General features: G+C 75.7%; 21 protein-coding genes and 2 pseudogenes. 13 read left to right on the top strand and 10 right to left on the bottom strand.

Features of this window, described 5'->3' with window-relative positions; all coding sequences use genetic code 11:
* The first annotated feature begins 2 nt into the window (after window positions 1–2).
* Both IPO09_04230 and gspN read left to right on the top strand, forming a co-directional pair.
* On the top strand, window positions 3–560 hold the full coding sequence (locus IPO09_04230; GenBank protein ID MBK9516560.1) for a type II secretion system protein M: 558 nt from the start codon (window positions 3–5) through the stop codon (window positions 558–560).
* A gap of 13 nt (window positions 561–573) precedes the next feature.
* Window positions 574–1,503, top strand: coding sequence for a type II secretion system protein GspN (gspN, locus tag IPO09_04225; GenBank protein MBK9516559.1), 930 nt, complete (start codon window positions 574–576; stop codon window positions 1,501–1,503).
* Window positions 1,504–1,551: 48 nt separating this feature from the next.
* Here the strand turns inward: gspN and IPO09_04220 are convergent, their stop codons facing one another.
* Window positions 1,552–3,954, bottom strand: coding sequence for a HAMP domain-containing protein (locus tag IPO09_04220; GenBank protein ID MBK9516558.1), 2,403 nt, complete (start codon window positions 3,952–3,954; stop codon window positions 1,552–1,554).
* 284 nt (window positions 3,955–4,238) lie between these two features.
* On the opposite strand from IPO09_04220, the gene smc reads away from it, so the two are divergent.
* The 4 genes and pseudogenes from smc (at window position 4,239) to IPO09_04200 (ending at window position 10,699) form a co-directional block, all read left to right on the top strand.
* Window positions 4,239–7,835, top strand: a complete 3,597-nt coding sequence (gene smc / locus IPO09_04215) for a chromosome segregation protein SMC (protein ID MBK9516557.1) — start codon at window positions 4,239–4,241, stop codon at window positions 7,833–7,835.
* A gap of 349 nt (window positions 7,836–8,184) precedes the next feature.
* Window positions 8,185–9,443, top strand: a pseudogene (gene ftsY / locus IPO09_04210) (signal recognition particle-docking protein FtsY).
* The gene (locus IPO09_04205; GenBank protein MBK9516556.1) at window positions 9,440–10,159 is read left to right on the top strand and encodes an HAD family hydrolase; all 720 of its coding nucleotides are present in this window, start codon (window positions 9,440–9,442) and stop codon (window positions 10,157–10,159) included. Before ftsY ends, IPO09_04205 begins: the two are co-directional and overlap by 4 nt.
* A gap of 30 nt (window positions 10,160–10,189) precedes the next feature.
* A complete protein-coding gene (locus IPO09_04200) occupies window positions 10,190–10,699 on the top strand; it encodes a GNAT family N-acetyltransferase (GenBank protein ID MBK9516555.1) in 510 nt (169 codons plus the stop codon).
* A gap of 4 nt (window positions 10,700–10,703) precedes the next feature.
* On the opposite strand, the gene IPO09_04195 is transcribed toward IPO09_04200, so the two are convergent.
* The 9 genes from IPO09_04195 to IPO09_04155 all read right to left on the bottom strand — a co-directional run bounded on the left by IPO09_04195 (window position 10,704) and on the right by IPO09_04155 (window position 19,711).
* Entirely contained in the window at window positions 10,704–12,212 is a 1,509-nt protein-coding gene (locus IPO09_04195; protein ID MBK9516554.1) for a glycosyltransferase, read from the bottom strand.
* Between the two features lie 324 nt (window positions 12,213–12,536).
* On the bottom strand, window positions 12,537–13,883 hold the full coding sequence (locus IPO09_04190; GenBank protein ID MBK9516553.1) for a S41 family peptidase: 1,347 nt from the start codon (window positions 13,881–13,883) through the stop codon (window positions 12,537–12,539).
* Between the two features lie 48 nt (window positions 13,884–13,931).
* The gene (locus IPO09_04185; GenBank protein ID MBK9516552.1) at window positions 13,932–15,038 is read right to left on the bottom strand and encodes a peptidoglycan DD-metalloendopeptidase family protein; all 1,107 of its coding nucleotides are present in this window, start codon (window positions 15,036–15,038) and stop codon (window positions 13,932–13,934) included.
* 4 nt (window positions 15,039–15,042) lie between these two features.
* Window positions 15,043–15,924, bottom strand: a complete 882-nt coding sequence (locus IPO09_04180; GenBank protein MBK9516551.1) for a cell division protein FtsX — start codon at window positions 15,922–15,924, stop codon at window positions 15,043–15,045.
* A gap of 12 nt (window positions 15,925–15,936) precedes the next feature.
* Complete coding sequence (gene ftsE, locus IPO09_04175; GenBank protein MBK9516550.1) at window positions 15,937–16,620, bottom strand: cell division ATP-binding protein FtsE; 684 nt, start codon at window positions 16,618–16,620, stop codon at window positions 15,937–15,939.
* Window positions 16,621–16,636: 16 nt separating this feature from the next.
* A complete protein-coding gene (locus IPO09_04170; GenBank protein ID MBK9516549.1) occupies window positions 16,637–17,269 on the bottom strand; it encodes a hypothetical protein in 633 nt (210 codons plus the stop codon).
* A 56-nt stretch (window positions 17,270–17,325) separates the two neighbouring features.
* Window positions 17,326–18,132, bottom strand: a complete 807-nt coding sequence (locus IPO09_04165; protein MBK9516548.1) for a glutamate racemase — start codon at window positions 18,130–18,132, stop codon at window positions 17,326–17,328.
* Window positions 18,129–18,863, bottom strand: coding sequence for a hypothetical protein (locus IPO09_04160; protein ID MBK9516547.1), 735 nt, complete (start codon window positions 18,861–18,863; stop codon window positions 18,129–18,131). Before IPO09_04160 ends, IPO09_04165 begins: the two co-directional genes overlap by 4 nt.
* A gap of 74 nt (window positions 18,864–18,937) precedes the next feature.
* Window positions 18,938–19,711: a hypothetical protein gene (locus IPO09_04155; protein ID MBK9516546.1), complete on the bottom strand. Its 774-nt coding sequence runs from the start codon at window positions 19,709–19,711 to the stop codon at window positions 18,938–18,940.
* 252 nt (window positions 19,712–19,963) lie between these two features.
* On the opposite strand from IPO09_04155, the pseudogene tolQ reads away from it, so the two are divergent.
* From tolQ to IPO09_04120, 7 genes and pseudogenes are all read left to right on the top strand, one after another.
* Window positions 19,964–20,696: pseudogene (gene tolQ, locus IPO09_04150) on the top strand (protein TolQ).
* A 4-nt stretch (window positions 20,697–20,700) separates the two neighbouring features.
* A complete protein-coding gene (gene tolR / locus IPO09_04145) occupies window positions 20,701–21,165 on the top strand; it encodes a protein TolR (protein MBK9516545.1) in 465 nt (154 codons plus the stop codon).
* Complete coding sequence (locus IPO09_04140) at window positions 21,162–21,926, top strand: TonB C-terminal domain-containing protein (protein MBK9516544.1); 765 nt, start codon at window positions 21,162–21,164, stop codon at window positions 21,924–21,926. Before tolR ends, IPO09_04140 begins: the two co-directional genes overlap by 4 nt.
* Before the next feature lie 17 nt (window positions 21,927–21,943).
* A complete protein-coding gene (locus IPO09_04135; GenBank protein MBK9516543.1) occupies window positions 21,944–23,239 on the top strand; it encodes a PD40 domain-containing protein in 1,296 nt (431 codons plus the stop codon).
* Window positions 23,240–23,241: 2 nt separating this feature from the next.
* Complete coding sequence (locus IPO09_04130; protein MBK9516542.1) at window positions 23,242–24,189, top strand: Ppx/GppA family phosphatase; 948 nt, start codon at window positions 23,242–23,244, stop codon at window positions 24,187–24,189.
* A gap of 22 nt (window positions 24,190–24,211) precedes the next feature.
* Window positions 24,212–24,826, top strand: a complete 615-nt coding sequence (locus tag IPO09_04125) for a methyltransferase domain-containing protein (GenBank protein ID MBK9516541.1) — start codon at window positions 24,212–24,214, stop codon at window positions 24,824–24,826.
* A 34-nt stretch (window positions 24,827–24,860) separates the two neighbouring features.
* Window positions 24,861–25,514 (top strand): HAD-IB family phosphatase, encoded by a 654-nt coding sequence (locus IPO09_04120; protein ID MBK9516540.1) that lies wholly within the window; start codon window positions 24,861–24,863, stop codon window positions 25,512–25,514.
* Window positions 25,515–25,545: the final 31 nt, after the last annotated feature.

Below are 25,545 nucleotides of genomic sequence, written 5' to 3'. Positions count from 1 at the left end.
CCATGGAGCGCTGGAAGCAGCTCAAGGCCGACCTGGAGGCGTGGGCCTCCCGCCTCTCGCCGCGCGAGCGCGTCATGGTGACGCTGGCCGGCGTGGCGGTGGTCCTCTTCGTGGTCTTCATGGTGTCCTTCCGCCTGCAGGCCGGGGTGCGGGCCCGCGAGGCGCGCATCGAGGAGAAGACCAAGGTGCTGGCCCAGGTGGGCGCCCTGGCCTCCGGCTACAAGCGGGTGCAGGCCGAGCGGGCCGCGCTGGAGGCGCGCCTCAAGGGGCCGCAGGTGCCGCTCATGAGCCACGTCTCGCAGACCGGCAGCTCGCTGGGCATCGAGGTCACCGACCTGCGGCCGGTGGGCAACCCGGTGGACCTGGACGGCGTCACCGAGGAGAGCGTGGAGGTCAACCTGCCGCGCATCGAGCTGCCCCGGCTGGCCAGGCTGCTGCAGGGGCTGGAGCGCAGCCAGGGGCTGGTGAAGGTGCGCCGGCTCCGCCTCTCCACCCGCACCGACGACCCCAAGCTGGTGGACGCCACGGTGGTGGTGGCCACCTACCAGATCAAGGGCTGAGGAGAGGGCGCACATGGCCATCGACTGGACCACCTGGAAGCCGCGGCTGCTCTACGGCGCCTTCTTCGTCGCCGCCTTCCTGCTGGCGCTGCGCCAGACCCTGCCGGCGGCCGCCATGCGCGACCGGCTGGTGGTCGAGGCGGCGCAGCGCGGCTGGAAGCTGGAGGCCGGCGAGGCCGGCCCGGCCGGCCTGGTCGGGGTGGGGCTGCGCGACGTCTCGCTCAAGGACAAGGACGGGCTGGCCATCCCCATGGAGGAGCTCGACGTCACCCTGGCGGCCCTGCCCCTGCTGCGCGGCCGGCTGCGGGTGGCGGTGGCGGCCCGGCTCTACGACGGCCGGGCCACCGGCAGCTTCGACCTCTCCGGCGCGCCGCAGGTGGTGGAGGCCAGGCTCTCGCACCTCGACCTGGCGCAGGCGGTGCCGCTGCGCAAGGCGGCCGGCCTGGACCTGACCGGCCTGGCCACCGGCACGGCGCGCTTCGTCCTGCCGGCCGACGAGAAGGGCAAGCTGGAGGGGCGCGCCGACCTCACCATCGAGGGGGCCGGCCTGGCCGGCGGCAAGGTGCCGGTGCCCGGCATGGCCGCCCCGCTCACCCTGCCGGCGCTCTCGCTCGGCCAGGTCACCGCGGCGGTGGCGGTGGCGGCCGGCAAGGGGACCTTCGAGAAGCTGGCCTCCAGCGGCGGCGACGCCACCCTGGCCGGCGACGGCCTGGCCTTCACCGTGCTGCCCAAGCTGGACCTGTCGCCGCTGACGGGCCGGGCCTCCATCCGCCTGTCGGAGGCCTTCGCCGCCAAGGCCGAGGGCAAGACGGTGCGGTCGCTGCTCGACCTGGCGCTGGCCTCCGGCAAGGGCAAGGACGGCGCCTGGCACCTGGCGGTGGCCGGCACCCTGGGCCACCCCTCGGCCCGCCCGGCGCCGCCCCCGGCCGCGCCGGCGCCGTGAGCCGCGGCCCCGCCGGGGAGGGCCCCCGGCGCGGACGGGGCGAAGGCCTCAGACCTTGAAGCGGTCGATGCGCTCGGCCAGCGCCGTGGCGCGGCCGCCCAGCCGCTCGGCCACCCCGGAGAGGACCTCCACCGCCCGCTCGTGATCGTCGGTGGTGCCCGACAGGTCGCCCAGCGTGTCGCGCACCCGGCGGGTGGCGGCGTTGTGCGCCTCCACGGCCCGGGTGATGTCGGCGATCATCCGCTCCAGGCGGGAGAGGCTCTCCAGCTGCCGCCGCCCCATGCCGGACTGGTCCTCCAGCGCCCGGCTCACCTGCTCGGCCAGCGCGTTCACGCTGCGTGACACGCTGCCCACCCCGGCCACCGAGCGCCCCACCAGCTGGACCGCCGCGGTGACGGCGCGCGAGCCGTCGGCCACCGACTCGACCAGCTGCGAGACCTCGCGCGACGAGCCGGCGTGGGCGTCCACCGCCTGGCGGATGGCCCCGGCGGTCTCCCGCCCCTGGGCGGTGGTGCGCTGGATCTGGCCGAGCGCCTCCAGCGAGTTGCGGGCCAGCTGCACCCCCTCCACCGCCAGCGCGTCGCCGCGGTCGATGAGGGCGGCGGTGGCCTCCACGTCCTCGCGCACCGCGTGGATGATGTCGCCGATGGACTTGGTGGAGCGGGCGATCTGGGCGGCCAGGTCGCGGATCTGGTCGGCCACCACCGCGAAGGCCTTGCCGTGCTGGCCCGCCTGGCTGGCGATGATGGAGGCGTTGAGCGAGAGCAGGTTGGTGCGCCCGGCCACCTCGGAGATGAAGTCCACCACCTGGTCGATGTCGTCGGAGCGGCGCCCCAGCGCGGTGATGCGCCGGTGGGCGTCGGAGACCGCGGCCCGCAGGGTCTCGATGCCGTGCACCGTCTCCTCGACCACCCCGCCGGAGCGCTGCGCCATCTCGGCCACCAGCGCCGCGTTGGCCTCGCTCTCGCCGGCGGCCCGCTCCAGGGCCGACACCGAGGCGCGCACCGCCGCCAGGGTGCCGCCGGCGTGGCTGGCCAGCCCCTCCAGCTCGCCCAGGGTGGCCTCGGCCTCGCGCCCGGCCGACGAGAGGTTGTCGACGTCGGCCAGCGCCGAGTCCATGGCGCGGTCGAGCTCGGCCCCCTTCTTGCGGACCTCCTCGAGGGCCGCCGCCATCTCGCCCACCGCGCCGGTGGTGACCTGCACGTAGTCGGAGAGCGACCCCACCCCGCGCGAGACCTGGGCCACCGAGCCCTCCATGGCCTCCACCGCGGCCTGCACCGCCACCACCCCCTGGTGCTGGTCGAGCGCGCCGTGGCGCACCCGCTCGCCGATGGCGCCGGCCTCGCGGGCGCCGTGCGAGACGCCGGCGCTGGCCGCCTGCACGTCGATGACCAGGGCCTTCAGCCCCTGGGCCATGCGGCGGAAGTCGGCCGCCAGCTGGCCCATCTCGTCCTGCGAGATGGAGGGCGGGCTCACCGTCAGGTCGCCGCCGGCGATGCGGTCGGCGGCGCGCCCCAGCGTGCGGAAGGGGATGGTGATGGCGCGGGCCGCCATCCAGGCCAGCACCGCCGCCGCCAGGTAGACCAGCAGGCCGGTGGAGGCCAGCGACGACCAGAAGTCGCGCCGCCGCCCCTGCAGCGGCCCCTCGGAGAGCCAGCTGACCACCAGGCCGCCGCCCGGGGCCCGCGCCGCCACCAGCCAGCCGCCCGCCACGCGCTGCGTGCCCGGCGAGCCGGCTGCGCGGGAGAAGGGGTGGTCGCCGGCGCCGAAGCGCGCCAGCACGCCGCCGCCCGGCCCCAGCAGCGCCGAGGGCGCCGCCGTCACCAGCCAGACGTGCTCGGCGACCTCGCGGTCCGCCAGGAGGCGCGACGAGGAGACCACGCTCTGCTGGGCCCGCTCGGCGGCCGCCAGGTACTCGCGGTCGATGTCGGCCCGGTAGCGCACGTAGCCGGAGGCGGCGAAGAGCAGCAGCCCGATGGTGTTGAGGCCGAAGCCGACCACCAGGATCTTGCCGCGCACCGTGCCGTGCACCGCCACCTCGGCGCGCGGCCCCAGCACCTCCAGCGCCTGCGCCGCCGCCGAGGCCGCCAGGGTGTAGGTGGCCATGGCGCCCAGGATGGCGGCGGCCAGGCCCACCCCGGCGCCGGCCAGCCCGATGTCCGGGGGCACCCCCTGCCGCAGCATGAGCCACACCCGCAGCCCGGCGATCAGGGCCCCGGCCAGCAGCGCCGCCATCGAGGCCGACGAGGGCAGCCGGTGGGCCGAGTGCGCGGCGGCCAGGGCCTGGGCGTCGTCGAGCGGCGCCTGGCGGGCGGCGGCCAGGCGCAGCGGCCGGACCAGCACCAGCAGCGCCGCCCCCACCAGCAGCACCTCGAGGCTCACCGCCAGGGGGAAGACCCACTGCAGGCTGGCCAGCTGGGCCGGCGTCAGCGGGAAGACCGTGACCGCCATCCACCAGGCGACCACCTGCGACAGGATCAGCGCGAAGACGGTGTTGCGGAGCAGGGGTCCGAGGAGGCGCATCGGGGCGTGAGTCTAGTCGCAGGCTCCCCCCTTGGGAAAAAGCCCGGCGGGCGGCGTGCCGTGCGGTGGCATGTGGTGTCACCTAACGCCCCGATCCGATGGGCGAATTCGGGCCACCGGCCCCCCGAGCGCCGGTCAAGTTCCCGGGATTCCCGAGCACGATCAACGGCTTGTGTTGAAGCGCCCCATGGGACGTGATATCGCCATCCACCATGCGCATCAGGCGTCTCGACGTGGTCGGCTTCAAGTCGTTCATGGACCGGACCGTGGTCGTCTTCGACGACGGGGTCACCGGCGTGGTCGGCCCCAACGGCTGCGGCAAGTCGAACGTGGCCGACTCCATCCGCTGGGTCCTGGGCGAGCAGTCGGCCCGGCAGCTGCGCGGCCGCTCGATGGAGGACGTCATCTTCAACGGCTCCGAGTCGAAGCCGCCCCTCTCGGTGGCCGAGGTGACCCTCACCTTCGTCAACGACCGGCCCAGCGAGCTGCCGGCCGCCTACCAGGGCTTCGGCGAGATCACGGTGGGGCGCCGCCTCTACCGCACCGGCGAGTCGGAGTACCTGCTCAACGGGGTGTCGGCCCGGCTCCTCGACGTCAACGAGATCTTCTTCGGCTCCGGCATCGGCCGCACCGCCTACTCCATCGTGGAGCAGGGGCGCATCGGCCAGATCGTGTCGGCGCGGCCGGAGGACCGGCGCGCCATCATCGAGGAGGCGGCCGGCGTCACCAAGTACAAGAAGCGCCGCGAGGCGGCCGAGCGGAAGATGGAGGCCACCCACCAGAACCTGACCCGGGTGGCCGACATCGTGCTGGAGCTGGGCAAGCAGCTGGAGAGCCTGAACCGGCAGGCCCGCCGCGCCGAGAAGTACAAGGGGCTCAAGGCGGAGATCCGCGAGCTGGAGCTCCAGGCCGCCGCCGCCCGCTACCTGGAGCTGACCGCCACCCGCCGCGCCGCCGAGGAGCGCCACGCCCTGGCCCGCGGCCAGGAGGCCGAGCTGGCGGCCCGCCTGGTCGAGCTGGAGGCGGCGCTGGAGGCCGACCGGGCCCTGCTCTCCGCGGGCGAGGCCCGCCTGGCCGAGCTGACGGCCCGCGAGCACGAGCTGACCAGCGCGGCGCGGGTCTCCGAGGTGTCGGTGGAGGCGGCCGCCCGCGAGCTGGACCAGATCGGCGAGCGCACCCAGGCCCAGGCCGGCGAGGTGGAGGGGCTGAAGGCCCAGGCCGAGGCCCTGGCGGCCGAGCGCGAGGCGCTGCTGCGCCAGCGCGACGACCTCACCTCCCTCTCCAGCAGCGACGACGTGCGCCTCGGCGACGCCGAGATCACGCTGCGCGAGCTGTCGCGCGAGCAGGGCGGCGCCCAGGGCGAGGCGGACCAGGCCCGCGCCGACGCCGCCGCGGCCCTCTCCGAGGCCACCGGCCACCGCAGCCAGCTGGCCCAGCTGGAGCGGCAGCGCCTCGACGTGAAGGGCCGCCACGACCGCAACCGCGCCGAGGCCGGCGAGCTCGGCGACCGCACCACCCGCCTGGACGGCAGCCGCTCGCAGTACGCCGAGAAGCTGGGGCAGACCCGGCAGCTCAAGCTGCGGCTGGAGGAGCAGCGCGGGGCGCAGGAGGAGCTGCTGGAGCGCACCCGCTCCGAGTTCATCCAGAACGAGGCCAAGCTCATCACCCTGCGCGAGGAGCTGCAGGACAAGCGCTCGCGCCTCATGACCCTGAACGAGGTGCTGCGCAACTACGAGGGCTACGGCCGCGGCGTGCGCTCCATCATGACCCGCGCCGGCCAGGGCGAGGGGCGCGACCGGGGCATCTTCGGCCTGGTGGCCGACGTGGTCTCCTCGGCCCCGGAGTTCGAGAACGCCATCGAGGCGGTGCTGGGCGAGCGGCTGCAGTACGTCATCGTGGAGAGCCACTCCCAGGGCGTCGAGGCCATCGACTACCTCAAGACGGCCGCCGAGGGGCGCGCCTCCCTCATCCCCATGGCGCGCCTGCGCGACGCCGAGGCCTGGCTGCCCGAGTCGGCGGCCCACCCGGGCGTGGTGGCCTCGGCGGTGGACGTGGTCCGCTTCGAGCCCTCCTACGAGAAGGTGGTGCGCTTCCTGCTGGGCGACGCGCTCATCGTGCGCGACCTGCCCTCGGCGCTGGAGCTGTGGCAGTCCGCCGAGCCCAAGCGCACCCTGGTGACGCTGGACGGCGAGGTGCTGGATCCCTCCGGCGTGGTCACCGGCGGCCCGCTGGAGGGCGAGGGGCACGGCGCCCTGCAGCGCCGCCGCGAGGTGCAGGAGCTGGAGGAGACGGTCCGCGCCTTCGAGGCCGAGTTCGCCCTGGCCCAGGAGCGCCACCGCGCCCTGCAGACCCGCCTGCTGCAGCTGGAGGCGGCGCTCAAGTCGCTCGACAAGGACGGCCGCGAGAAGGAGCTGGCCCTGCTGGACCAGGAGAAGGACCTGGCGCGGCTGGGCGAGGAGCTGGAGCGGACCGCCCAGCGGCTGGGGCAGCTGGAGCTGGAGCGCTCCCAGCTGGAGGACGGCCTGGGCGGCCTCTCGCGCGAGGAGGAGGAGCACCGCCTGGCCGCCGCCACCGCCGAGGCCCTGGCCGCCCGCGGCGAGGAGCGGGCCCGCGCCGCCATGGAGCGGCTCGACGCCCTGCGGGCGCGCGGCGACGTGGCCACCGCCGAGCTGCTCAACCTGAAGGTCAAGGTGGCCGCCGACGCCGAGCGGCGCGAGTCCATCGGCTCGGCGCTGCGCCGCATCGACGACACCCGGCGCGAGGTGGAGGACCGGCGGGCCCGGCTCTTCGCCGGCCTCTCCGAGCAGAACGCCCGGGCCGCCGAGCTGCGCGGCCGGGTGGACGGCACGCGGGTGGACCTGGGCCGGCTGGCCGCCGACCTGGTGGTGGTGCAGGCCGCCCTGGCGGCCGCCCGGGCCGAGCACGACGGGCTGGTGGCCGCCGGCCGGGCCCGCGACGCCGAGCTGCGCGAGCTGCGCACCCGGGTGGAGGGCGTGCGGGCCGACCTGTCGGCCTCGGCGCTGACCGCCCGGGAGCAGGCGCTGGAGCTCAGCCACCTCGAGGAGCAGGTGCGCGAGCGCTGCCAGGCCGAGCTCCGCTGGGAGGTGTCGCGGTTCCACCTGGAGCGCCCGCCCGCCGAGGCCGAGCGCGAGCGGCTGGAGGAGCTGAAGGGGCAGGCCGACCGGATGGGCGCCATCAACCTGACCGCCATCGAGGAGTACGACGAGCTGGCCCAGCGCCACACCTTCATGACCGCGCAGAAGCTGGACCTGGAGTCGTCGATGGCCGACCTGAAGGCCGCCATCGTCAAGATCAACCGGGCCAGCCGGGAGCGCTTCCAGGAGACCTTCGACCGGGTCAACGAGAAGTTCCAGCAGGTCTTCCCGCGCCTCTTCGCCGGCGGCCGCGCCGGCCTGGTGCTGACGCAGCCCGAGGGCGGCGAGGGCGAGGCCGGGGTGGAGATCTTCTCCCAGCCGCCCGGCAAGAAGCTGCAGAGCGTCAACCTGCTCTCCGGCGGCGAGAAGGCGCTCACCGCGGTGGCGCTGATCTTCGCCATCTTCCTCATCAAGCCCACCCCGTTCTGCCTGCTCGACGAGGTGGACGCCCCGCTCGACGACGCCAACGTGGGCCGCTACAACGAGATCGTGAAGGAGATGTCCAGGACCTCGCAGTTCATCCTCATCACCCACAACAAGCGGACCATGGAGATGGTGGACACGCTCTACGGGGTGACCATGGAGGAGCCGGGCGTCTCCAAGCTGGTCTCGGTGCGGCTCTCCGAGCGGGCGCGCGAGTCCACCGCGGCCTAGGGCCAGGGGGCGGGGGCGCCGGGGCGCGTTGACACCCCCGCGGAGGGGGTCCTATATCCACGCCCTCCCGAGCCTTTTCCCAGGATGGAGCCCCTCGTGATCCCGCTCGCCCTCACCGCGAACGACGCCGTCGGCATCGGCGTCCTCGTCGCCCTCCTCGTCCTGGTCGGCGCCGTGGCGCTCCGCCTCCTCCGCACGCCGCGCGGGACCCCGGAGCCCGAGGTTCCCCAGGCCGAGATCGAGCGCGAGCTGCGCGACGCCCCGCCCCCGCCGGAGGACGAGGGGGAGGAGGCCCCGGCCGAGGTGAAGGGGAAGGCGGCGAAGGGGAAGGCGGCGCCGACCCGGACCGCTGCCCCGGCCCCGGCCCGGACCGCGACCCCGACCCGGACCGCGACCCCGACCGCGACCCCGACCCCGACCCCGGCCGCGACCACCGCCAGCGCCACCGCTGCCGCCGCCGCCGCCCGGGCCGCCGCCAGCGCCGCCGCTTCGGCCGCCCGCGACGAGGAGGCCAGGCGGGAGGCCTACCGCCAGAAGAAGGAGGCCGACCGGCTCGACAAGGAGCGCAAGCGGCTGGAGCGCGAGGAGGCCGAGGCGCGCGCCCGCGAGGAGGCGGCCCGGGCCGCGGCCGCGGCCGAGGCGGCCCGCCTGGCCGAGCAGGAGGCCCAGCGCCGCAAGGCCGAGGCCGAGGCCGGCAAGACGCTGGCCTCCGGCCTGGAGAAGACCCGCGGCGGCTTCATGGCGCGGCTCAACGCCCTGCTGGGCGGCGGACGCCAGCTCGACGACCAGGTGCTGGCCGACCTCGAGGAGGTGCTCTTCACCGCCGACATCGGCGTCAAGACCGCCACCACCCTGCTCGAGGCGGTGCGCGAGAAGGTGCGGGCCAAGGCCCTCTCCGACCCCGCCAAGGTGAAGGCCGCGCTGCGCGCCGAGATCTCCCGCATCCTGGCGCTGGACGGCGCGGCGCCGCAGCGCCCCTTCGCCCCCGGCGCGGAGCGGCCCTGGGTGGTGATGGTGGTGGGCGTCAACGGGTCGGGCAAGACCACCACCATCGGCAAGCTGGCCGCCAAGCTGAAGGGGGCCGGCCACGCGGTGCTGCTGGGGGCCGGCGACACCTTCCGGGCCGCCGCCGGCGAGCAGCTCGAGATCTGGGCCGATCGGGTGGGCGCCCCCATCGTGCGCGGCAAGGACGGCGCCGACCCGGCCTCGGTCTGCTTCGAGGCGGTGCAGCAGGGCGTGGCCAGCGGGGCCGACGTGGTGCTGTGCGACACGGCCGGCCGGCTCCACACCAAGGCCCCGCTCATGGAGGAGCTGAAGAAGGTGAAGCGGGTCATCGGCAAGGCCGCCCCGGGCGCGCCGCACGAGGTGCTGCTGGTGCTCGACGCCACCAGCGGGCAGAACGCCATCGCCCAGGCCCGCCAGTTCCACGAGGCGCTGGGGGTGACCGCCCTGTGCCTCACCAAGCTGGACGGCACCGCCAAGGGCGGGGTGGTCATCGGCATCACCGACGAGCTCGGGCTGCCGGTGCGGTGGGTGGGGGTGGGCGAGACGGTGGCTGACCTGAAGCCCTTCTCGCCCGCCGAGTTCGTGGAGGCGCTCTTCGAATGAGGCGCCCGGCCGCGCTGCTCTTCGACATCGACGGCACCCTGCTGCGCGCCAGCGGGGCGGGCCGGCGGGCCTTCGAGCGGGCCCTGGGCGACCACGCCGGCGGGCCCATCGACGGCGCCATCCGCTCGCTCAAGTTCGACGGCATGACCGACCGGGGCATCGTGCGCGAGTCGCTCCGGCTGCTGGGCCGCACCTTCGACGAGGCGGCCTGCGCCGCCATCCTCGACCGCTACGTGGCCCACCTGCAGGGCGAGATCTCCGCCCCGGGCTTCCGGGTCCTGCCGGGCGTGGTCGACCTGCTGACGGCGCTCACGGCGCGCCGCACCCCCTACGGCCTGTGCACCGGGAACGTGGTGGCGGGCGCCCGGGTCAAGCTGGCCCGCGGCGACCTGGAGCGCTTCTTCGACTGGGGTCCGGCGGGCATGCACGGCTTCGCGGCCGACGGCGAGGAGCGCGCGCTGGTGGTGGCCGCGGCGGTGCGCCGGGTGGCGGCGGCCCTGGGGCGGCCGGTGGCGCCCGCCGAGGTGCTGGTCATCGGCGACACCCCACGCGACGTCCTGGCCGCCCACGCGGTGGGCTGCCCGGCCCTGTGCGTCACCACCGGCAACTTCGACGAGGCCGCCCTGCGCGCCGCCGGCGCCGACGCCGTCATCCCCGACCTGGCCGACCCGGCGGCGCGGGCGCTCCTGCTGGAGGCCGGGGCGGCGCAGGCCTGAGGCCCGGCCGCCACCGCCCCCGACGACGCCATGGACCAGCACCCCGCCCTGCCCCCGCTCGACGCGCCCCGCCTGGTCATCCGGCCGGCCGGGCGCCGCGACGCGCCGGCGCTGCAGCGGGTGCTGGAGGGCGCCCCCGGCTACCACGAGGCCACCGAGGGTGGCCCGGCCGACCCGGGCGCCGCCGACCACCTGCTCGACGAGGCGGAGGCCGACCCGCTGCGGCGGGTCTGGCTGGTGGCGGCCCGGCGCGACGGCGCGCCGGTGGGGCTGCTCGACGTCTGGCTCGACCAGCCGGAGCCCGGCACCGCCCACCTCGGGCTGCTGGTGCTGCGCGAGGCCGTGCAGGGGCAGGGCTACGGCGCCGAGGCCGCGGCCGCCCTGGAGCGCGGGCTGGCGGCGGCGGGCTTCGGCACCCTGCGCCTCTCGGTGGGCGACGAGAACCCCGGCGCCCAGGCGTTCTGGACGCGCCTGGGGTTCGCCGCGGTGGGGCGGCTGGACCGCGGCGTCACGGTCTACGAGAAGGCGCTGGCCGGGTAGGCGGCTACTCCACGGCGCCGGCCGGCGCGAAGACCCGGGCCAGGCGGAGGACGCGGCCGCGCAGCCCCTCGTAGATCGAGACCAGCGCCACGTACCCGTAGCCCACCTGGAAGAGCACCAGGAAGGGGATCGAGTAGTAGACCTCCCGCTCGATCAGGTAGGCCACGCCGTAGGTCATGTAGGCCGCCAGGGCCAGCTCCACCAGCGGCTGCAGGGTGGCCGCCGCCTTGTAGCCGCTCTTCTTCTTCAGGGCCGCGGCCGGGCCGCCCACGCCCGCCTTGGGCGTGCGCACGAAGCCGGTCTCGTACCCCATGAGCGCCTCGACCACGGCGCGGGCGTTGTTGACCGAGAGGCCGATGCCCAGGGCCATGACGAAGGGCAGGTGCTTGACCCGGTCCCACCAGCTGGCGCCCTGCTCGGCCTGGCTGACGGCGTAGAACATCAGCACCGACAGGGTGGCCATGACGAAGAAGGGCAGGTCCACCAGCAGCACCTCGAACCAGCCGTGGGAGACGCGCACCACGCAGGAGACGGGGAGCAGGATGGCCAGCGGGATCATCACCACCCAGGCCAGGTTGGCCGTCAGGTGGAAGAAGGCCTCCTTGCGCTGCTCGGGCGGCAGGCCGGCCTGGCGCAGCATGGGCCAGAGCTTCAGGGCCACCTGGATGGAGCCCTTGGCCCAGCGGTGCTGCTGGGCCTTGAAGGCGTTCATGTCCTCGGGCAGCTCGGCCGGGGTGACCACGTCGGGCAGGAAGACGAACTTCCAGCCCTTCACCTGGGTCCGGTAGGAGAGGTCGAGATCCTCGGTGATGGTGTCGTGCTGCCAGCCGCCGCCGTCCACGATGGCGGCGCGGCGCCAGACGCCGGCGGTGCCGTTGAAGTTGAAGAAGACGCCGGAGCCGCTGCGGGCCGAGTGCTCCACCAGGAAGTGGCCGTCGAGGAAGATGGCCTGGGCCCGGGTCAGGAGCGAGTGGCCGCGGTTGATGTGGCCCCAGCGGGCCTGCACCACCGCCACCCTGGGATCGGTGAAGTGGTGGACGCAGCGGAGCAGGTAGTCGGCCTGGGGCAGGAAGTCGGCGTCGAAGACCGCCACGAACTCGCCCTTGGCGGTGGTCAGGCCGTGCTCCAGCGCGCCGGCCTTGAAGCCCTGGCGGTTGACGCGGTGGACGTAGCTGACGTCCACGCCCTGCTGCCGCCAGCGCTCCACGCAGGCGCGGGCGATGCCCTGGGTCTCGTCGGTGGAGTCGTCGAGGACCTGGATCTCCAGCCGGTCGGCCGGATACTCGAGCTTGCAGGCGGCGTCGATGACCCGCTCCGCCACGTAGAGCTCGTTGAACATGGGCAGCTGCACGGTGATGCGGGGCAGCTCGGCGAAGCGGCCGGCGGGGGTCGGCAGCCGGAACTTGTGCCGGTAGTACAGGTAGACCATCCGGATCCGGTGGGAGCCGTAGAGCGAGAGCACCAGCAGGAGGCAGGAGTAGGCGAGGAAGACCGACAGCTCGAGTGTGCTCATCGTGACCTGGTGCCGCCGGCTCGCCCCCGCGAGCGACGGCTGTCTTTCGTGTCCTGGGTGGGGGCCCCGGGGTGCTCTTGGAAGCAAACGCGAGGCCGCGCGTACTTTACTGATCCCGACGTGAATGTCAAATCGCGAAAAGCCCGAGATGTCTCAGGAAAATCGAGCAGATGGAGAAGTCGCGGGTCGCCTGACGCGCCACGTCATGCCTCCGGGACAGGCAGCGGCGACACAGGCAGGCGTGTCCGGCGGGCCGCGGCCGAACGGAGGCGGACGGAGCGCCCGGGCCCGGCCGGGACCACCGGCGGCCGGGCCTCCCCCTGCTCAGCGCGGCAGGGCCGGGGCGGCCCCCGCCGACTTGAAGATGTCCACCGCCTTCAGGTAGTCGAGCGCCGTGCGCAGCTGGTAGTCGTCGCCCGGCCCCTCCGCCGGCGCGCCGCGCCCGGGCCCGCCGGGCGGGGCGGCCCCGGCGCCACCGGGCCCGGCCGCCCGGTCTCCCGCCTCGTTGCGGAGGTGGCGCTTCAGGTCGCGCTCCCCCGGGCCGTCCTCGCGCGCCTGCGGGGCGGCGTCGGCCACCACCACGTCCGGGGTGATGCCGTGCTCCTGGATGGAGCGGTGGCGCGGCGTGTAGTAGCGGGCCACGGTGAGCTTGAGGCCCGCCCCGTCCTCCAGCTCGATGATGGTCTGCACCGAGCCCTTGCCGAAGGTGGGCGTGCCCATGATGACCGCCCGCTGGTGGTCCTGCAGCGCGCCGGCCACGATCTCGCTGGCGCTGGCGGTCCCCTTGTTGACCAGCACGATGAGCGGGTAGGCCGGCTCGGTGTCCTTCTCGCGCGCCTTCTCCACCTCCACGTTGCGCCGCCCCCGCCCCTCGGTGGTGACGATGACCCCGCCGGTGAGCCAGCGGTCGCTGACCCGCACCGCCTGGTCGAGCAGGCCGCCGGGGTCGTTGCGCAGGTCCAGCACCAGCCCGCGCAGCTCTCCCTTCAGGGTGGCGCGGGCCTCGCCGAGGGCCTTCTCCAGCGCCCGGTCGGTCCGCTCCTGGAAGGCCTTGATGCGCACGTAGGCGTAGCGGCGCGGCCCGTCCAGCACGCGCCAGTCCACGCTCTGCAGCCGGATCCGGTCGCGCACCAGGGTGAGCCGCTGCGGGGCGCTGAACCCCTCGCGCATCAGCTCCAGCGCCACGGTGGTGCCCACCGCCCCCTTCAGGCGGCGGATGGCCTCGGCCAGCGTCAGGTCGCGGGCCGGGCTGCCGTCGATGGAGACGATGTGGTCGCCGGGCCGGATGCCGGCCCGCTCCCCGGGCGAGTCGGCCATGGGCGAGATGACGGTGAGCTGCCCCTCGCGCACCGTCAGCTCCAGCCCCAGCCCGTCGAACTCGCCGGTGGTCTCGTCGCGCAGCGCCTTGAAGACCTCCGGCCGGAGGAAGACCGAGTGCGGATCGAGCCGCCCCACCAGCCCGTCCACCGCGCCGTAGACCAGCTCGCGCTCGTCCACCTCCTCCACGTAGGAGTTCTCCACGTGGGCCAGCACGTCGGCGAAGACGTCGAGCGGCCGGTAGGTCTCCGACCGGCGGGCGGCCTGGGCCACGTGGTTCACCGAGAGGCCGGCCAGGAAGGCGGCGCCCACCAGGAGCGGGCCGAGGAGGCGGCGGAGGGGCGAGGGGCGCATCCCGGGAGTCTAGCGCGCCGGGGGCCGCGGTCGAGGTGCCGGCCTTCCCTACCTGGCCAGCCACGGCCCGGGATCGACCGGCCTGCCCCGCTCGCGCAGCTCGAAGTAGAGGTAGTCCCCCTTGAGCGAGCCGGAGTCGCCCACCGTGCCGAGCACCGCGCCGGCCTCGACCTCCTCGCCCATGGCGGTGCGCATGGCGCCCAGGTGCGCCACCAGCGAGTGGTAGCCCTCGCCGTGGTCCACGATCACCAGGTTGCCGTACCCCTTGAACCACCCGGCGTGGACCACCCGCCCCGGGGCCACCGCGTGCACCGGGGCGCCCGCCGGCGCCTGGATGTCGAGGCCGTTCTGCACGGTGACGGTGTTGAACTTGGGGTTGACCACCTTGCCGAACCCCACCGTCACCGGCCCGTCGGCCGGCGGCACCAGCCGCCCCTGGCGCGCCGCGAAGCCGCTGCGCGCCGGGCCGCCGGTCCGGGACGGCGGCAGGGTGGCCACGAAGGCCGCCAGGCGCCGCGCCTGCCCGGTGGCCTCGGCGGCGACGCGCTCCTGCAGGGCGCGGGCGCCGCGCAGCGCCGCCAGCAGGCTGCGCCGCTCCTCCTGCCGCTCGCTGGCCAGCGCCTGGCGGGCCCGCGCCGCCTCCACCGCCGCCGCCAGCCGGGTGGCCTCGGCCTGCCGATCCCGGCGCGAGGCCTCGCGCTCGTCCCGGGCGGCGCGGGCCGCCGAGACCAGGGCGGCGTCGCGCGCCAGGATGCGCCCCAGCAGCCAGCGCCGCTGCACCAGCTCGGCCAGCGACGGGGCCGAGAGCAGCGCCACCAGCTCGCCGGCCGCCCCCAGCCGGGCCCGCGCCCGGAGCCGCGGGCGGAGCTCGGCCAGCCGCGCCTGGAGCCGCCCGGTCGCCGCCTCCTCCGCCTCGGCGGCCCTGGCCAGGCGCCGCTCGGCCGCGGCCCGCTCCGCCTCGGCCCGCTCCGCCTCCTGGGCGGCGGCGGCCGCCGCCACCTCCACGGCGTCGAGCCCGTCGAGCACCGAGGCCTCCTGGTCGGCCAGCAGCCGCGCCGCGGCGGCGGCCGCCCGGCCCCGCGCCTGCAGCGCGTCGAGCTGGGCCCGCGGGTCGGCGGCCAGGGCGAGGCCGAGCAGCGCGGCGAGGGCGGTCACGGCGTCAGGTGCGGCGCAGGTGGCGGGCCAGGGCCAGGGCGCTGGCCACGAGGCCGATGGCCCCGCCGCCGAGCGCCAGCCCGAGGAGCAGCGGCCAGGGGAGGACGTCGGACCTGGTGAGCGCCGCCAGCCCGGAGGCGGCCGCCAGGCGCGGCGCCAGCGCGGCGTGCAGGGCCAGCAGCACGCCGGCCGCCAGGCCCCCGCCCAGGAGCCCCTGCAGCAGCCCCTCCACCAGGAAGGGGGCGCCCACGTAGGCGTCGGTGGCCCCCACCAGCTTCATGATCTGGATCTCCTCGCGCCGCGCGAAGACCGCCAGCCGCAGCGTGTTGGAGACCAGCACCGCCGTGCCCAGGGCCAGGAGCCCGAGCAGCGCCAGGCCGACCAGGCGGGCCCGGGCCAGCAGGGCCTCCAGCCGCTCCAGCCAGGTGGTGCCGTAGTCCACCTCGGCGGCGCCCGGCACCTGCCGCAGGCGCGCCGCCAGCGCCCGCACCTCCTCCAGCCGGAGGCCCGGGGCGGCCACCTCCACGGCGTCGGGGATGGCCTCCGGCCCGACGCCCTCCAGGATGCCGGCCTGCTCTCCCAGGCTGGCGGCCAGCCGGCGCAGCCCCTCGGCCGCCGGCACGGCCTCCACCACCCGGCCCGGCGCCAGCGCGGCGGCCGCCGCCCGCGCCCGCTCCAGGTCGGCCCCCGGCGCCAGGTAGACCGAGAGGCGCACCTGGCCCGCCCAGGAGGTGACCAGCCGCTCCAGCCCGCCCAGGGCCGCGGCGAACAGGCCGGTCACCAGCACCGCCACCAGGATGGTCGCGGTGCCGGTGAGCGTGACGTAGGGGCCCCGGACCATGGCCTGCAGGGCGCGGCGGGTGACGTGGACGGGTCGGAAGGCCATGGGCGTGCGGGGTCAGCCCCCCATCCTCCGCACCGCCGCGCCGTCCGACACCACCCGGCCACGGTCCAGCTCCACCACCCGCCGCTTGTAGCGCTCCAGCAGGCCGCGGTCGTGGGTGGCGATGAGCACGGTGGTGCCGCGCGCGTTGGCGGCCGCCAGCAGCTCCATGACCTCCAGCGTGCGCGCGCCGTCGAGGTTGCCGGTGGGCTCGTCGGCCAGCAGGAGCTGCGGGTCGCCGGCCAGCGCCCGCGCCACCGCCACCCGCTGCTGCTCGCCGCCGGAGAGCGAGGGGGGGAACTTGTCGGCGCGGTGCTCCAGCCCCACCGAGCGCAGCAGGCCGCGCACCCGCCGGCGCAGCTCCTGGTCGGCCAGGCCCCGCACCTCGAGCGGCAGGGCCGCGTTCTCCGCGACCGTCCGGTCCTCCAGCAGCTTGAAGTCCTGGAAGACCACCCCGATGTGGCGGCGCACGAAGGGCACCTCGCGCGGCGTGATGCGCGCCAGGTTGCGGCCGAAGAGGAGCACCTGCCCGCTGCTGGGGGGCTCGGCGCAGAAGATGAGCTTGAGCAGGGTGGACTTTCCCGCGCCGGAGGGCCCGGTCAGGAAGACGAACTCGCCCTTCTCCACCTCCAGCGTCACGTCGGAGAGCGCGGGCGGCTCGCCCGGGTACTCCTTGGTGACGTGGAAGAGCTGGATCATCCCGCCGGCCGGGGCCCTACTTCCGGTCGCCGAGGTCCTCGGCGAGGTACGAGAGGATCACCTCGTCGAGGCTCTTCTCGCTGATGAGGTCCTCGCCGAAGAGGGTCTCGGCCCCGTCGTTGCGCAGCACCGGGGTGGGCTCCTGGCGGGCCGCCATCACCTCGGGCGGCAGGGAGCGCGCGCCCGGCGGGGGCGGCGCGGCGCGGGGCTGCGCCGGGAAGGGCGGCGGCGTCAGGGCCGGGGCGGCCTTGAGCGGGGCGGGCTGCGCCGGGGCGCCGCGCGGGGCCGCCATCATGCTCGGCTGCAGCTGCACCGTCCGACCGTCGGCCTGGATCTCGCCCGGCTGGAAGGCCTGGGCCTGCTGCGCGTAGGCGGCGTCGAGGTCGTCGTACACGCCGTTGATGAGGTTGCGCAGCATCTCCTTGTGCTGCTCCTCCATCAGCTCGCGCACCACCTGGGCCAGGTTCTCGGCGCCGACGATGTCCGCGTAGGAGGTCTTCTTCGACGCCAGGATGTTCCCGCCGACGAAGAGGTGCGTGATGATGTGGGGGTTCTCCAGTCCCGAGTCCTCGGTCTGGATGTGGTACCCCTTCCCCTTGTGCTTGATGTTGTGGTTGAAGCCCACAACCATCTTCTTCACGTCGGCCATCGGTGGGTGACTCTAGCAGCGCCCCCCGGGTCCCGCCAGCACGCGCCCCGGCCCGCCTAGACGTCGACGTGCTCCGCCGCCTCGACCGACCGGCCCAGGAAGCGGCCCGCCACGGCCAGGAAGCGGGCCGGCGCGTCGGTGACGAAGAAGCGGTGCGCGCCCTCCGGGCCGGCCGGCGCGCTCACCAGGGCGGCCACCTCGGCGGCCACCGTCTCGGCGCTGTCCACCAGCACCACCCCGGGCAGCTCGGCCGCGATGGCCTGCCTGAGCAGCGGGTAGTGGGTGCAGCCCAGCACCAGGGTGTCGACGCCCGCGGCCCGGAGCGGCGCCAGGTAGCGGCGCACCACGCCCTGCACCACCTCGTCGGCCGGGTCGGTCCAGCCCTCCTCGGCCAGGGGCACGAAGAGCGGGCAGGCCACCGCCACCACCTCCACGCCCGGCCGGGCGGCGCGCAGCGCGGCCTGGTAGGCGCCGCTGGCCACCGTGCCGGGGGTGCCGATGACGCCCACCCGCCCGCCGCGGCTGGCGGCGGCGGCGGCCCGCGCGCCCGGCTCGACCACGCCCAGCACCGGCACCGGCAGGGCCGCCCGCAAGGCCGGCATGGCCACCGCCGAGGCGGTGTTGCAGGCCACCACCAGGAGGTCGATGCCCTGCCCCATGAGGAAGCGGGCGTTGCGCAGCGAGTACTGCGTCACGGTCTCCGCCGACTTGGTGCCGTAGGGCACCCGGGCGGTGTCGCCCAGGTAGAGGGTGTCGGCGCCGGGCAGCGCCGCCAGCACGGCGCGCTGCACGGTGAGCCCGCCCACCCCGGAGTCGAAGATGCCGATGCGCGGCGCCCGCGGCGGGGCGCCCGGCCCGCTCACGGCAGGCACGCCAGGCCGGCCACCGGCACCAGCTCCACCGCCAGGTCGGTGATCCCGGCCCGGTGCACCGTGGCCGAGGTGGGCTCGCAGTACTGGTAGGCGGGGTTCGGGTCGGTGGCCAGCGGGTAGCGCACCTCCTGGATCCAGTCGAGCCGGTAGACGCCGTAGGGCACCCGCAGCGTCAGGTCCCCCACCTTGCACGGGTAGAGCACCTTGTCGGCGTTGCCGCTGCCCGAGGTGATGCCGTAGATGGCCTGGTCGGTGGCCTGGTCCACCAGCCAGAACCACATGTAGCCGAGGATGCCGGGCAGGTCGGCGGCGTCGCAGGTGCCGGTCGAGGTGTCGTAGGCGATGCGCAGGTCGCCCTGCCCGGGCCGGGCCACCGAGCGGGTCTCGCCGCAGGCGCCCACCTCCTGGCGGTACCAGTCCCGGTTCACCAGCCTGCCGGCCGCGTCCCGCCCCTCCACGGTGAGGTCGTAGGGGCCGGCCTGCAGGTTGGTGAAGGTGGCGGAGCCCTGCGCGCAGGAGATGCCGGTGCCGAAGGGGGCGCCGGTGCCGTCGAAGACGTTCAGCGTGGACACCCCGACGGCGGCGCAGGAGGCGTCCTGCCCCCCGCTGGGCGTGTCGAAGCGCCAGGCCACGGTGAGCGACGGGGCGGTGCACGGCTCCCCCGCGCAGCCGGCGGCGAGGAGGAGCACGGCGAGGAAGGGCGCGGCGGTCGACCTGGGCATCGGCACACGGGCTCCGGGGGAGGTGGGACCGGCGCATCCTACTTGGTCGGGCGCCGGCGCCACCACCCGGGCGCCTACGGGCAGGTCGGGATGGGGGCGGTGAAGAGGTCGGCCGTGAAGCCGGCCGCCCCCACCTGCGGGCCGAAGTGCTCCAGCGGGAGGTCGCAGGAGTCGAAGAGCAGCGCGCCGCTGCCGACCCGCCGCCCCACCACCCGCACCGTGTAGTCGTCCAGGTCCACCTGCTCGGCGAAGGCGAAGGCCGGCAGGGGGTCGCTGCAGCCCGCCACCGCCCCGTCGATCTTGGAGCCGAAGGCGTCGAAGAGCTCCACGGTGAGGTTGGGCGAGAGGGCCTCGGCGCAGTCGAGGTAGTCGATGGCCGGCACGCCGCCCAGCAGGTAGGCGTAGACCTCGAGCGGGGCCGACAGGCCGAAGACGTCCACGTAGACGTCCGTGCCGGGGCCCGACCTCGCGTTCACCTCCACCGACGAGCGGTAGACCGCCTGGCTGCCCCGGAAGCCGGTCAGGGTGATGGTGCTGCGGCCCACCGGCAGGAACTCCACCACCGCGCCCTGCACGTAGCCGCCCGAGCCGTTGGGGCCGGTGCAGTCGATGTCGAAGGTGCCGGCCGCCGAGGCCACCCGCACCGTGTCCACCGCCGACTCCGGGCAGACGCCGGTGGCGTTCTGCGCCTGGTACGTCTCGTCGTAGATCAGGTAGCCGAGCGGCTGGGCCGGCGCGGCCCGGCGGAAGGCCCAGTAGACGTTGGCGGTGCCGTCGGAGGCGGAGACGAAGCAGCCACTCAGGGCGAGCGCGGCGGCCAGGGCGGCGGTCAGGTGGAGCGGGCTCATCGGTTCCTCCGGTGGGGCGCTGGCCGCGGCCGGCATGGCCTCGACTCGTGCCCGTCGTTGCCGGGTAGAGCAACCCTTGTGCCACGCCCGGCGAGCGCGGAAAAGGCCAGGTTCCGGACTCCCGGCCGGGGCGCCCCAGCCACGGCCGTGGCGCCGCGGCACAGGGGGCGGCCCGCCCGGGTGGGAGGATCGGCCGCGCCACGCGTTCATGTTAGAAACCCTCACCCTTTTCAAGCCCTTCACCGTGCCCACATGACCTTCTCCGCACCCACCCTCCCCGGCCTCCTCGCGGCCTCGGGCGGCATCGACTACCTCGAGATCATCGCCAACGCCGGGCTGGTGGGGCAGGGCGTGCTCCTCCTGCTGGCGGGCGCCTCGGCGGTCTCCTGGGCCATCATCGTCAAGAAGCACCTGCAGCTGCGCCGGGCCGAGACCGAGAGCACCAGGTTCCTCTCCACCTTCTGGCAGTCCAAGCGGCTCGACGCCATCTACCAGGCGGCCGAGCAGCTGGGCGCCTCGCCGCTGGGGGCGGTCTTCCGCGCCGGCTACGTCGAGCTCTCCAAGGTGACGCAGCAGAAGGGCGGCGAGGGCGAGCATGAGCGAGGAGCTGGGCGGCATCGAGAACGTGGAGCGGGCCCTCAAGCGGGCCTCGGCCGCCGAGGTGACGGCGCTGGAGCGGCGCGTCTCCTTCCTGGGCACCACCGCCTCGGCCGCCCCCTTCGTCGGGCTGTTCGGCACGGTCTGGGGCATCATGCGGGCCTTCCAGGACATCTACCGGATGGGCAACGCCAACCTGGCCACGGTGGCGCGCCCCATCTCCGAGGCGCTCATCGCCACCGCGGTGGGGCTCTTCGCCGCCATCCCGGCGGTGGTGGCCTACAACTCCTTCGTGTCGCGCATCCGGGTGCTGGACGGCGAGATGCAGAACTTCTCCTCCGACTTCCTCAACATCGTGCGCCGGCACTTCTTCAGCGCGGGGCGCTGAGCCCGTGGCCCTCTCCAGCGGCAGCGGCGGCGGCCGCACCACCCTCACCGAGATCAACGTCACCCCCATGGTCGACGTGATGCTGGTCCTGCTCATCATCTTCATGGTGGCGGCGCCGCTCATCCAGCAGGGCGTGCAGGTGAACCTGCCGGAGGTCCGCGCCAAGGCCATCGACGCGCCCGAGGAGAAGCTGGTCCTCTCCATCAAGGCCGACCGGACGCTCTGGCTGGGCGGCGGCGAGGAGGCGGCGCGGGTGCCGGCGGAGCGGCTGGAGGAGGTGCTGCGGGCCAACGCCCGCGCCCAGAAGGAGAAGGAGCTGTTCCTCATGGCCGACAAGTCGCTGCCCTACGGGGTGGTGGTGGACGTCATGGCGACGGTCCAGCGGGCCGGCATCACCAGCATGGGGATGATCACCAACCCGCAGCCGGAGCGGGTGCGTCCCAAGGGAGCGGAGGCCGGCGCCCGGTGAGCGGGGCCGGCCAGAGCGCCCTCGGCGGCGCCGACCGGCTCTGGCCGGCGGTGGTGGCCTCGGTGGCCGCCCACGCCGTCCTGCTGGCGCTGGCCGCGGTGGCGCGGCCGCCCGCGCCGCTCGAGGCGGGCCAGCGCCCCATCACGGCCAAGCTGGTCCGGCTCGGCGAGCCCCGGCCCAAGGAGCTGCTGCCGCGCAAGGAGGCGCCGCCGCCGCCGGCCGCCACCACCAGCCAGCCGGCGCCGGCCCCTCCCCCGGCGCCCGCGCCGCCCTCCCCCAAGGCCGTGGCGGTGGCCGCCCCGAAGGCCGCCGCGCCGCCCCGGCCCGCGCCGGCCCCGGCGGCCCAGGCTGGCCGGACCGAGCAGCCGGGCCAGCCCGCCGGCTCGCGCCTCCGCAGCGTCATGTCCGACCTGTCCCGCGAGCTGCAGGCCGGGCGCGCCGACGGCAGCCCCGACGGCGACGCCTCCGACGCCGGCGAGGGCGACCAGTACCTCGGCCAGGTGGTGCGGCAGCTCCGGCAGAGCTACCGCCTCCCCTCCACCATCTCCGACCGCGAGCGGGTCTCGCTGCAGGGCACGGTGGTGCTCTTCGTCGAGCCGGACGGCCGCGTCAGCCGCTACGAGCTGGTGCGCCGCTCCGGCAACCCGGCCTTCGACGAGGCGCTGGAGCGCGCCGTGCGCGCCGCCCGCCTCCCCCCACCTCCCGCCGCGGCCCGCGAGCTGTACCGCCGGACCGGGCTGGAGGTCCTCTTCAAGATCTGACCCACGAGGTCCACGCCATGCGCCACGCCCCGCTCCTCCTCCCGCTGCTGCTCCTCGCCCTGGCCGCGCCGCGCCCCGCCGCCGCGGCCCGCCCCTCCGTGGTGGTGGACGCGCCGGACTTCCAGCCGCTGCCGCTGGCCCTGCCGGCCTTCCAGCCCGACGGCGACCTGCGCGCCTCCGAGGAGGTGCTGGCCGTGCTGCGCGCCGATCTCCGGCTGAGCGGCCTCTTCGAGCTGCTCGACCCGCGCGGCTTCCTGGCCGACCCGACCGAGGGGCTGGCCGCCCCCTCCATCAAGTTCGGCCGCTGGGCCAGCGTGGGGGCGGAGGGGCTGGTCAAGGCCAGGGTGCGGCGCGAGGGCGCCCGGCTGGCCGCCGACCTGCGGCTGCACGACGTGCGGGCCGGCCGCGAGGTGCTCCAGCGCGGCCTCTTTGCCCCCGACGCGCGCGCCCTGGCCCACCACCTGGCCGACGAGCTGGTGCGCCACTACACCGGCGAGCCGGGCGTCTTCCGCACCCGCCTGGTGGCGGTGCGGCGCGCCGGCCAGGCGCGCGAGCTGGTGCTGCTCGACGCCGACGGCAAGAACCCCCGGGTGCTGCTCTCCGAGACGGCGCTGCTGCTCATGCCCTCCTGGCACCCGGACGGCGACCGCATCCTGGTGACCAGCTACCGGGGCGGGCGGCCCGAGCTGTGGGTCTACCGGCTCTCCGACCGGAGCTTCCGCCGGCTGCCCACCGGCCACGTGGCCATGGGCGGCGCCTTCTCGCCGGACGGCGCCAGGCTGGCCTTCACCGCCGCCGACGGCGCCGACACCGACGTCTGGGTGGCCGCCGCCGACGGCAGCGGGGCCCGCCGCCTCACCACCACCCCGGCCCTGGACCTCTCGCCCAGCTGGTCGCCCGACGGGCGGCGGCTGGCCTTCGTCTCCGACCGCTCCGGCACGCCCCAGCTCTTCGTCATGAACGCCGACGGCTCCAGCCAGCGGCGGCTCACCTTCCAGGGCAACTACAACCAGACCCCGCAGTGGAGCCCGCGCGGCGACCTGATCGCCTTCACCGCCCGCGACGAGCGCAAGGTCTTCGACGTCTTCGTCGTCTCGCCGGAGACCGGCAAGGTGGAGCGCGTCACCCAGGACCAGGGGCGCACCAACGAGGAGCCGACCTGGGCCCCCAACGGCCGGCTGCTGGCCTTCACCAGCGACCGCGGGGGGCTGCCGCAGCTGGTGCTCTCCGACCCGCGGGGCGAGCGGCAGGCGGCCGCCACCAGCGGCGCCGAGCTGGCCACCCCGGCCTGGGGCCCCTTCCCCCGGGAGTGACCATGGCCCAGCGCATCGCCGCCATCGACGTCGGCACCAACACCGTCCTGCTGCTGGTGGCCGAGCGGCGCGGGGACGGGGCGGTCCCGCTGGTGGAGCGGGCCGAGATCACGCGGCTGGGGCGCGGGGTGGACGCCAGCGGGCGCCTCGACCCGGCCGCCATCCAGGCCACCGTGGCGGTGCTGGCGGCCTACGCCGCCGAGGCGCGCGCGCTGGGCGCCGCGCCCATCGTCTGCGTGGCCACCAGCGCGGCGCGGGACGCCGCCAACGGCGCCGAGTTCTTCGAGGCCACCCGCGCCGCGGCCGGGCTGGTGCCGGAGATCATCAGCGGCGACGAGGAGGCCCGGCTGGTGTGGCGCAGCGCCTGGCGCGACTTCGGCCCGCCGCCCGGCGGCGGGGCCCCGGCGGGGCCGCTCGCGGTGCTCGACGTGGGCGGCGGCTCCACCGAGCTCTCCTTCGGCGAGGGGCCGGCGCCGCGCGGCCGGCGCAGCCTGCAGGTGGGGGCGGTGCGGCTGACCGAGCGCCACGTGCGCCAGGACCCCATCCCCCCGGCCACCCTGGACGCGCTCCGGGCGGCCGCGGCCGCCGCGCTGGCCCCGCTGGCGGCGCTGGAGGGGGCGGCCGGGCTGGCCGCCGGCCGCCTGGTGGGGGTGGCCGGCACGGTCACCACGCTGGCGGCGGTGGTCCAGGCGCTGCCGGCCTACGACGCCGAGCGGGTGCACGGCGCGCCGCTCACCCTGGCCGAGATCGACGCGCTGGTGCCGCGCCTGGCGGCGCTGCCGCTGGCGGCGCGGGCCGCCCTGCCCGGCATGGAGCCGAAGCGGGCCGACGTCATCGTGGCCGGCGCCGTGGTGGTGGCCGAGGCCATGCGGCTGCTGGGCTTCGACCGGCTCACCGTCTCCGACCGCGGGGTGCGCTGGGGGCTGGTCTACGACCGCCTCGGCGCCTGAGGCGGGCCGGCGCTTCGCCGCCCTGGCCTTCGGACCGGCGGCCCGCGTCTACGAGTCCCTCACCGGCAGCCACCCCTGGCGCGCCAGCTGCCGGCGGCTGGCCGAGCTGGTGCCCGGGCCCCTGGTGCTGGACCTGGGCGTCGGGCCGGGCGAGTCGTCGCTGGAGGCCCTGCGCGCCGCGCCCGGCCGGCGCGCCGTGGGCCTGGACCGCTCGGCCGTGATGGCTCGGCGCGCCGCGACCCGCGCGGCGGCGGCCGGCCTGCACCTGCCGCTCCTGCGGGCAGACGCCCTGTGGCTGCCCGTCCGCACGGGCGCGCTCGACGGCGTCACCGGCCACAGCCTCCTGTACCTGGTGTCGGACCCGTCCGCGGCGCTCGGCGAGGCGGCCCGCGCCCTCAGGCCCGGCGGACGCCTGGCCTTCCTGGAGCCGGCGGCGGGCCGGGTGGACCTCCGGGCGGCCCTGGCGGGCGGCCCGCGCTTCGCGGCCTCGATGGCGCTGTGGCGGGTCATGAGCGGGCTGCACCGGCGCTTCGACCCGGCCACGCTGGCCGGGCTGCTCGGCGGCGCCGGCCTGCTGGAGGTGCGGGTCGAGTCGGTCCTGGGGGGCTTCGCGCTGCTGGCCTCGGGCACCCGTTGACTGGGAGGCGGCGGGGGCGTAGGAGCGAGGCCGCGTGCGACACCCCTGGGCCATCCTCTGCGACTTCGACGGCACCGCCCAGACGCTCGACCTGGGCGACCAGGTGGCGCTGCACTTCGCCGGCCCGGCCAGCTACCAGGCGGCCGAGGACGGCTACCAGGCGGGCCAGTACGGCTTCGGCCCGCTGCTGCAGAAGGTCTTCGCCCCCATCCGCGCCAGCCGCGAGGAGATCGCCGAGTTCGCCCGGGGCCGGGCCGCCTGGCGACCGGGCTTCGAGGAGTTCCTGGGGGCCTGCGCCCGCGCCGGGCGCCCCTTCCTGATCGTCTCGGCCGGGCTCGACGCCTACGTCGAGCCGGTGGTGGCCGGGCTGCCGGCCGCGCTGCGCGACCACCTGGAGGTGCGCGCCAACCGCGCCGACTGCTCGCCCGACGGCCTGGCGGTGGCCTTCCACGGCCCGGACTGCGGCTTCTGCGGCGCCTGCAAGGGGCACGTGGTGCGCGAGCTGCAGCGGTCCGGCCACAAGGTGGTGGTGCTGGGGGACGGCACCGGCGATCGCTGCGCCGCCGAGGCGGCCGACTTCGTGTTCGCCCGGGCCGGCTCCAGCCTGGTGCCCTTCTGCGAGGGGCGGGGGCTGGCCCACCGGGTCTTCGCCACCTTCCACGAGGTGATCGAGCACTTCCCGGCCTGACCCGCCCTTGGCGGGCCGGGCGGCGCCGCCG

This window comes from Anaeromyxobacter sp. (assembly GCA_016718565.1).
Classification (GTDB): domain Bacteria; phylum Myxococcota; class Myxococcia; order Myxococcales; family Anaeromyxobacteraceae; genus JADKCZ01.
Note: the sequence above shows the minus strand (reverse complement) of the source record. Positions and strands in the feature narration are given on the sequence as shown.

Excerpts from the sequence above, each read along its gene's own strand:
- IPO09_04230 (MBK9516560.1), top strand. The coding sequence starts at position 3 with ATGGAGCGCTGGAAGCAGCTCAAGGCCGACCTGGAGGCGTGGGCCTCC.
- gspN (MBK9516559.1), top strand. The coding sequence starts at position 574 with ATGGCCATCGACTGGACCACCTGGAAGCCGCGGCTGCTCTACGGCGCC.
- IPO09_04220 (MBK9516558.1), bottom strand. The coding sequence starts at position 3,954 with ATGGCGGTCACGGTCTTCCCGCTGACGCCGGCCCAGCTGGCCAGCCTG.
- smc (MBK9516557.1), top strand. The coding sequence starts at position 4,239 with ATGCGCATCAGGCGTCTCGACGTGGTCGGCTTCAAGTCGTTCATGGAC.
- IPO09_04205 (MBK9516556.1), top strand. The coding sequence starts at position 9,440 with ATGAGGCGCCCGGCCGCGCTGCTCTTCGACATCGACGGCACCCTGCTG.
- IPO09_04200 (MBK9516555.1), top strand. The coding sequence starts at position 10,190 with ATGGACCAGCACCCCGCCCTGCCCCCGCTCGACGCGCCCCGCCTGGTC.
- IPO09_04195 (MBK9516554.1), bottom strand. The coding sequence starts at position 12,212 with ATGAGCACACTCGAGCTGTCGGTCTTCCTCGCCTACTCCTGCCTCCTG.
- IPO09_04190 (MBK9516553.1), bottom strand. The coding sequence starts at position 13,883 with ATGCGCCCCTCGCCCCTCCGCCGCCTCCTCGGCCCGCTCCTGGTGGGC.
- IPO09_04180 (MBK9516551.1), bottom strand. The coding sequence starts at position 15,924 with ATGGCCTTCCGACCCGTCCACGTCACCCGCCGCGCCCTGCAGGCCATG.
- ftsE (MBK9516550.1), bottom strand. The coding sequence starts at position 16,620 with ATGATCCAGCTCTTCCACGTCACCAAGGAGTACCCGGGCGAGCCGCCC.
- IPO09_04170 (MBK9516549.1), bottom strand. The coding sequence starts at position 17,269 with ATGGCCGACGTGAAGAAGATGGTTGTGGGCTTCAACCACAACATCAAG.
- IPO09_04160 (MBK9516547.1), bottom strand. The coding sequence starts at position 18,863 with ATGCCCAGGTCGACCGCCGCGCCCTTCCTCGCCGTGCTCCTCCTCGCC.
- IPO09_04155 (MBK9516546.1), bottom strand. The coding sequence starts at position 19,711 with ATGAGCCCGCTCCACCTGACCGCCGCCCTGGCCGCCGCGCTCGCCCTG.
- IPO09_04135 (MBK9516543.1), top strand. The coding sequence starts at position 21,944 with ATGCGCCACGCCCCGCTCCTCCTCCCGCTGCTGCTCCTCGCCCTGGCC.
- IPO09_04130 (MBK9516542.1), top strand. The coding sequence starts at position 23,242 with ATGGCCCAGCGCATCGCCGCCATCGACGTCGGCACCAACACCGTCCTG.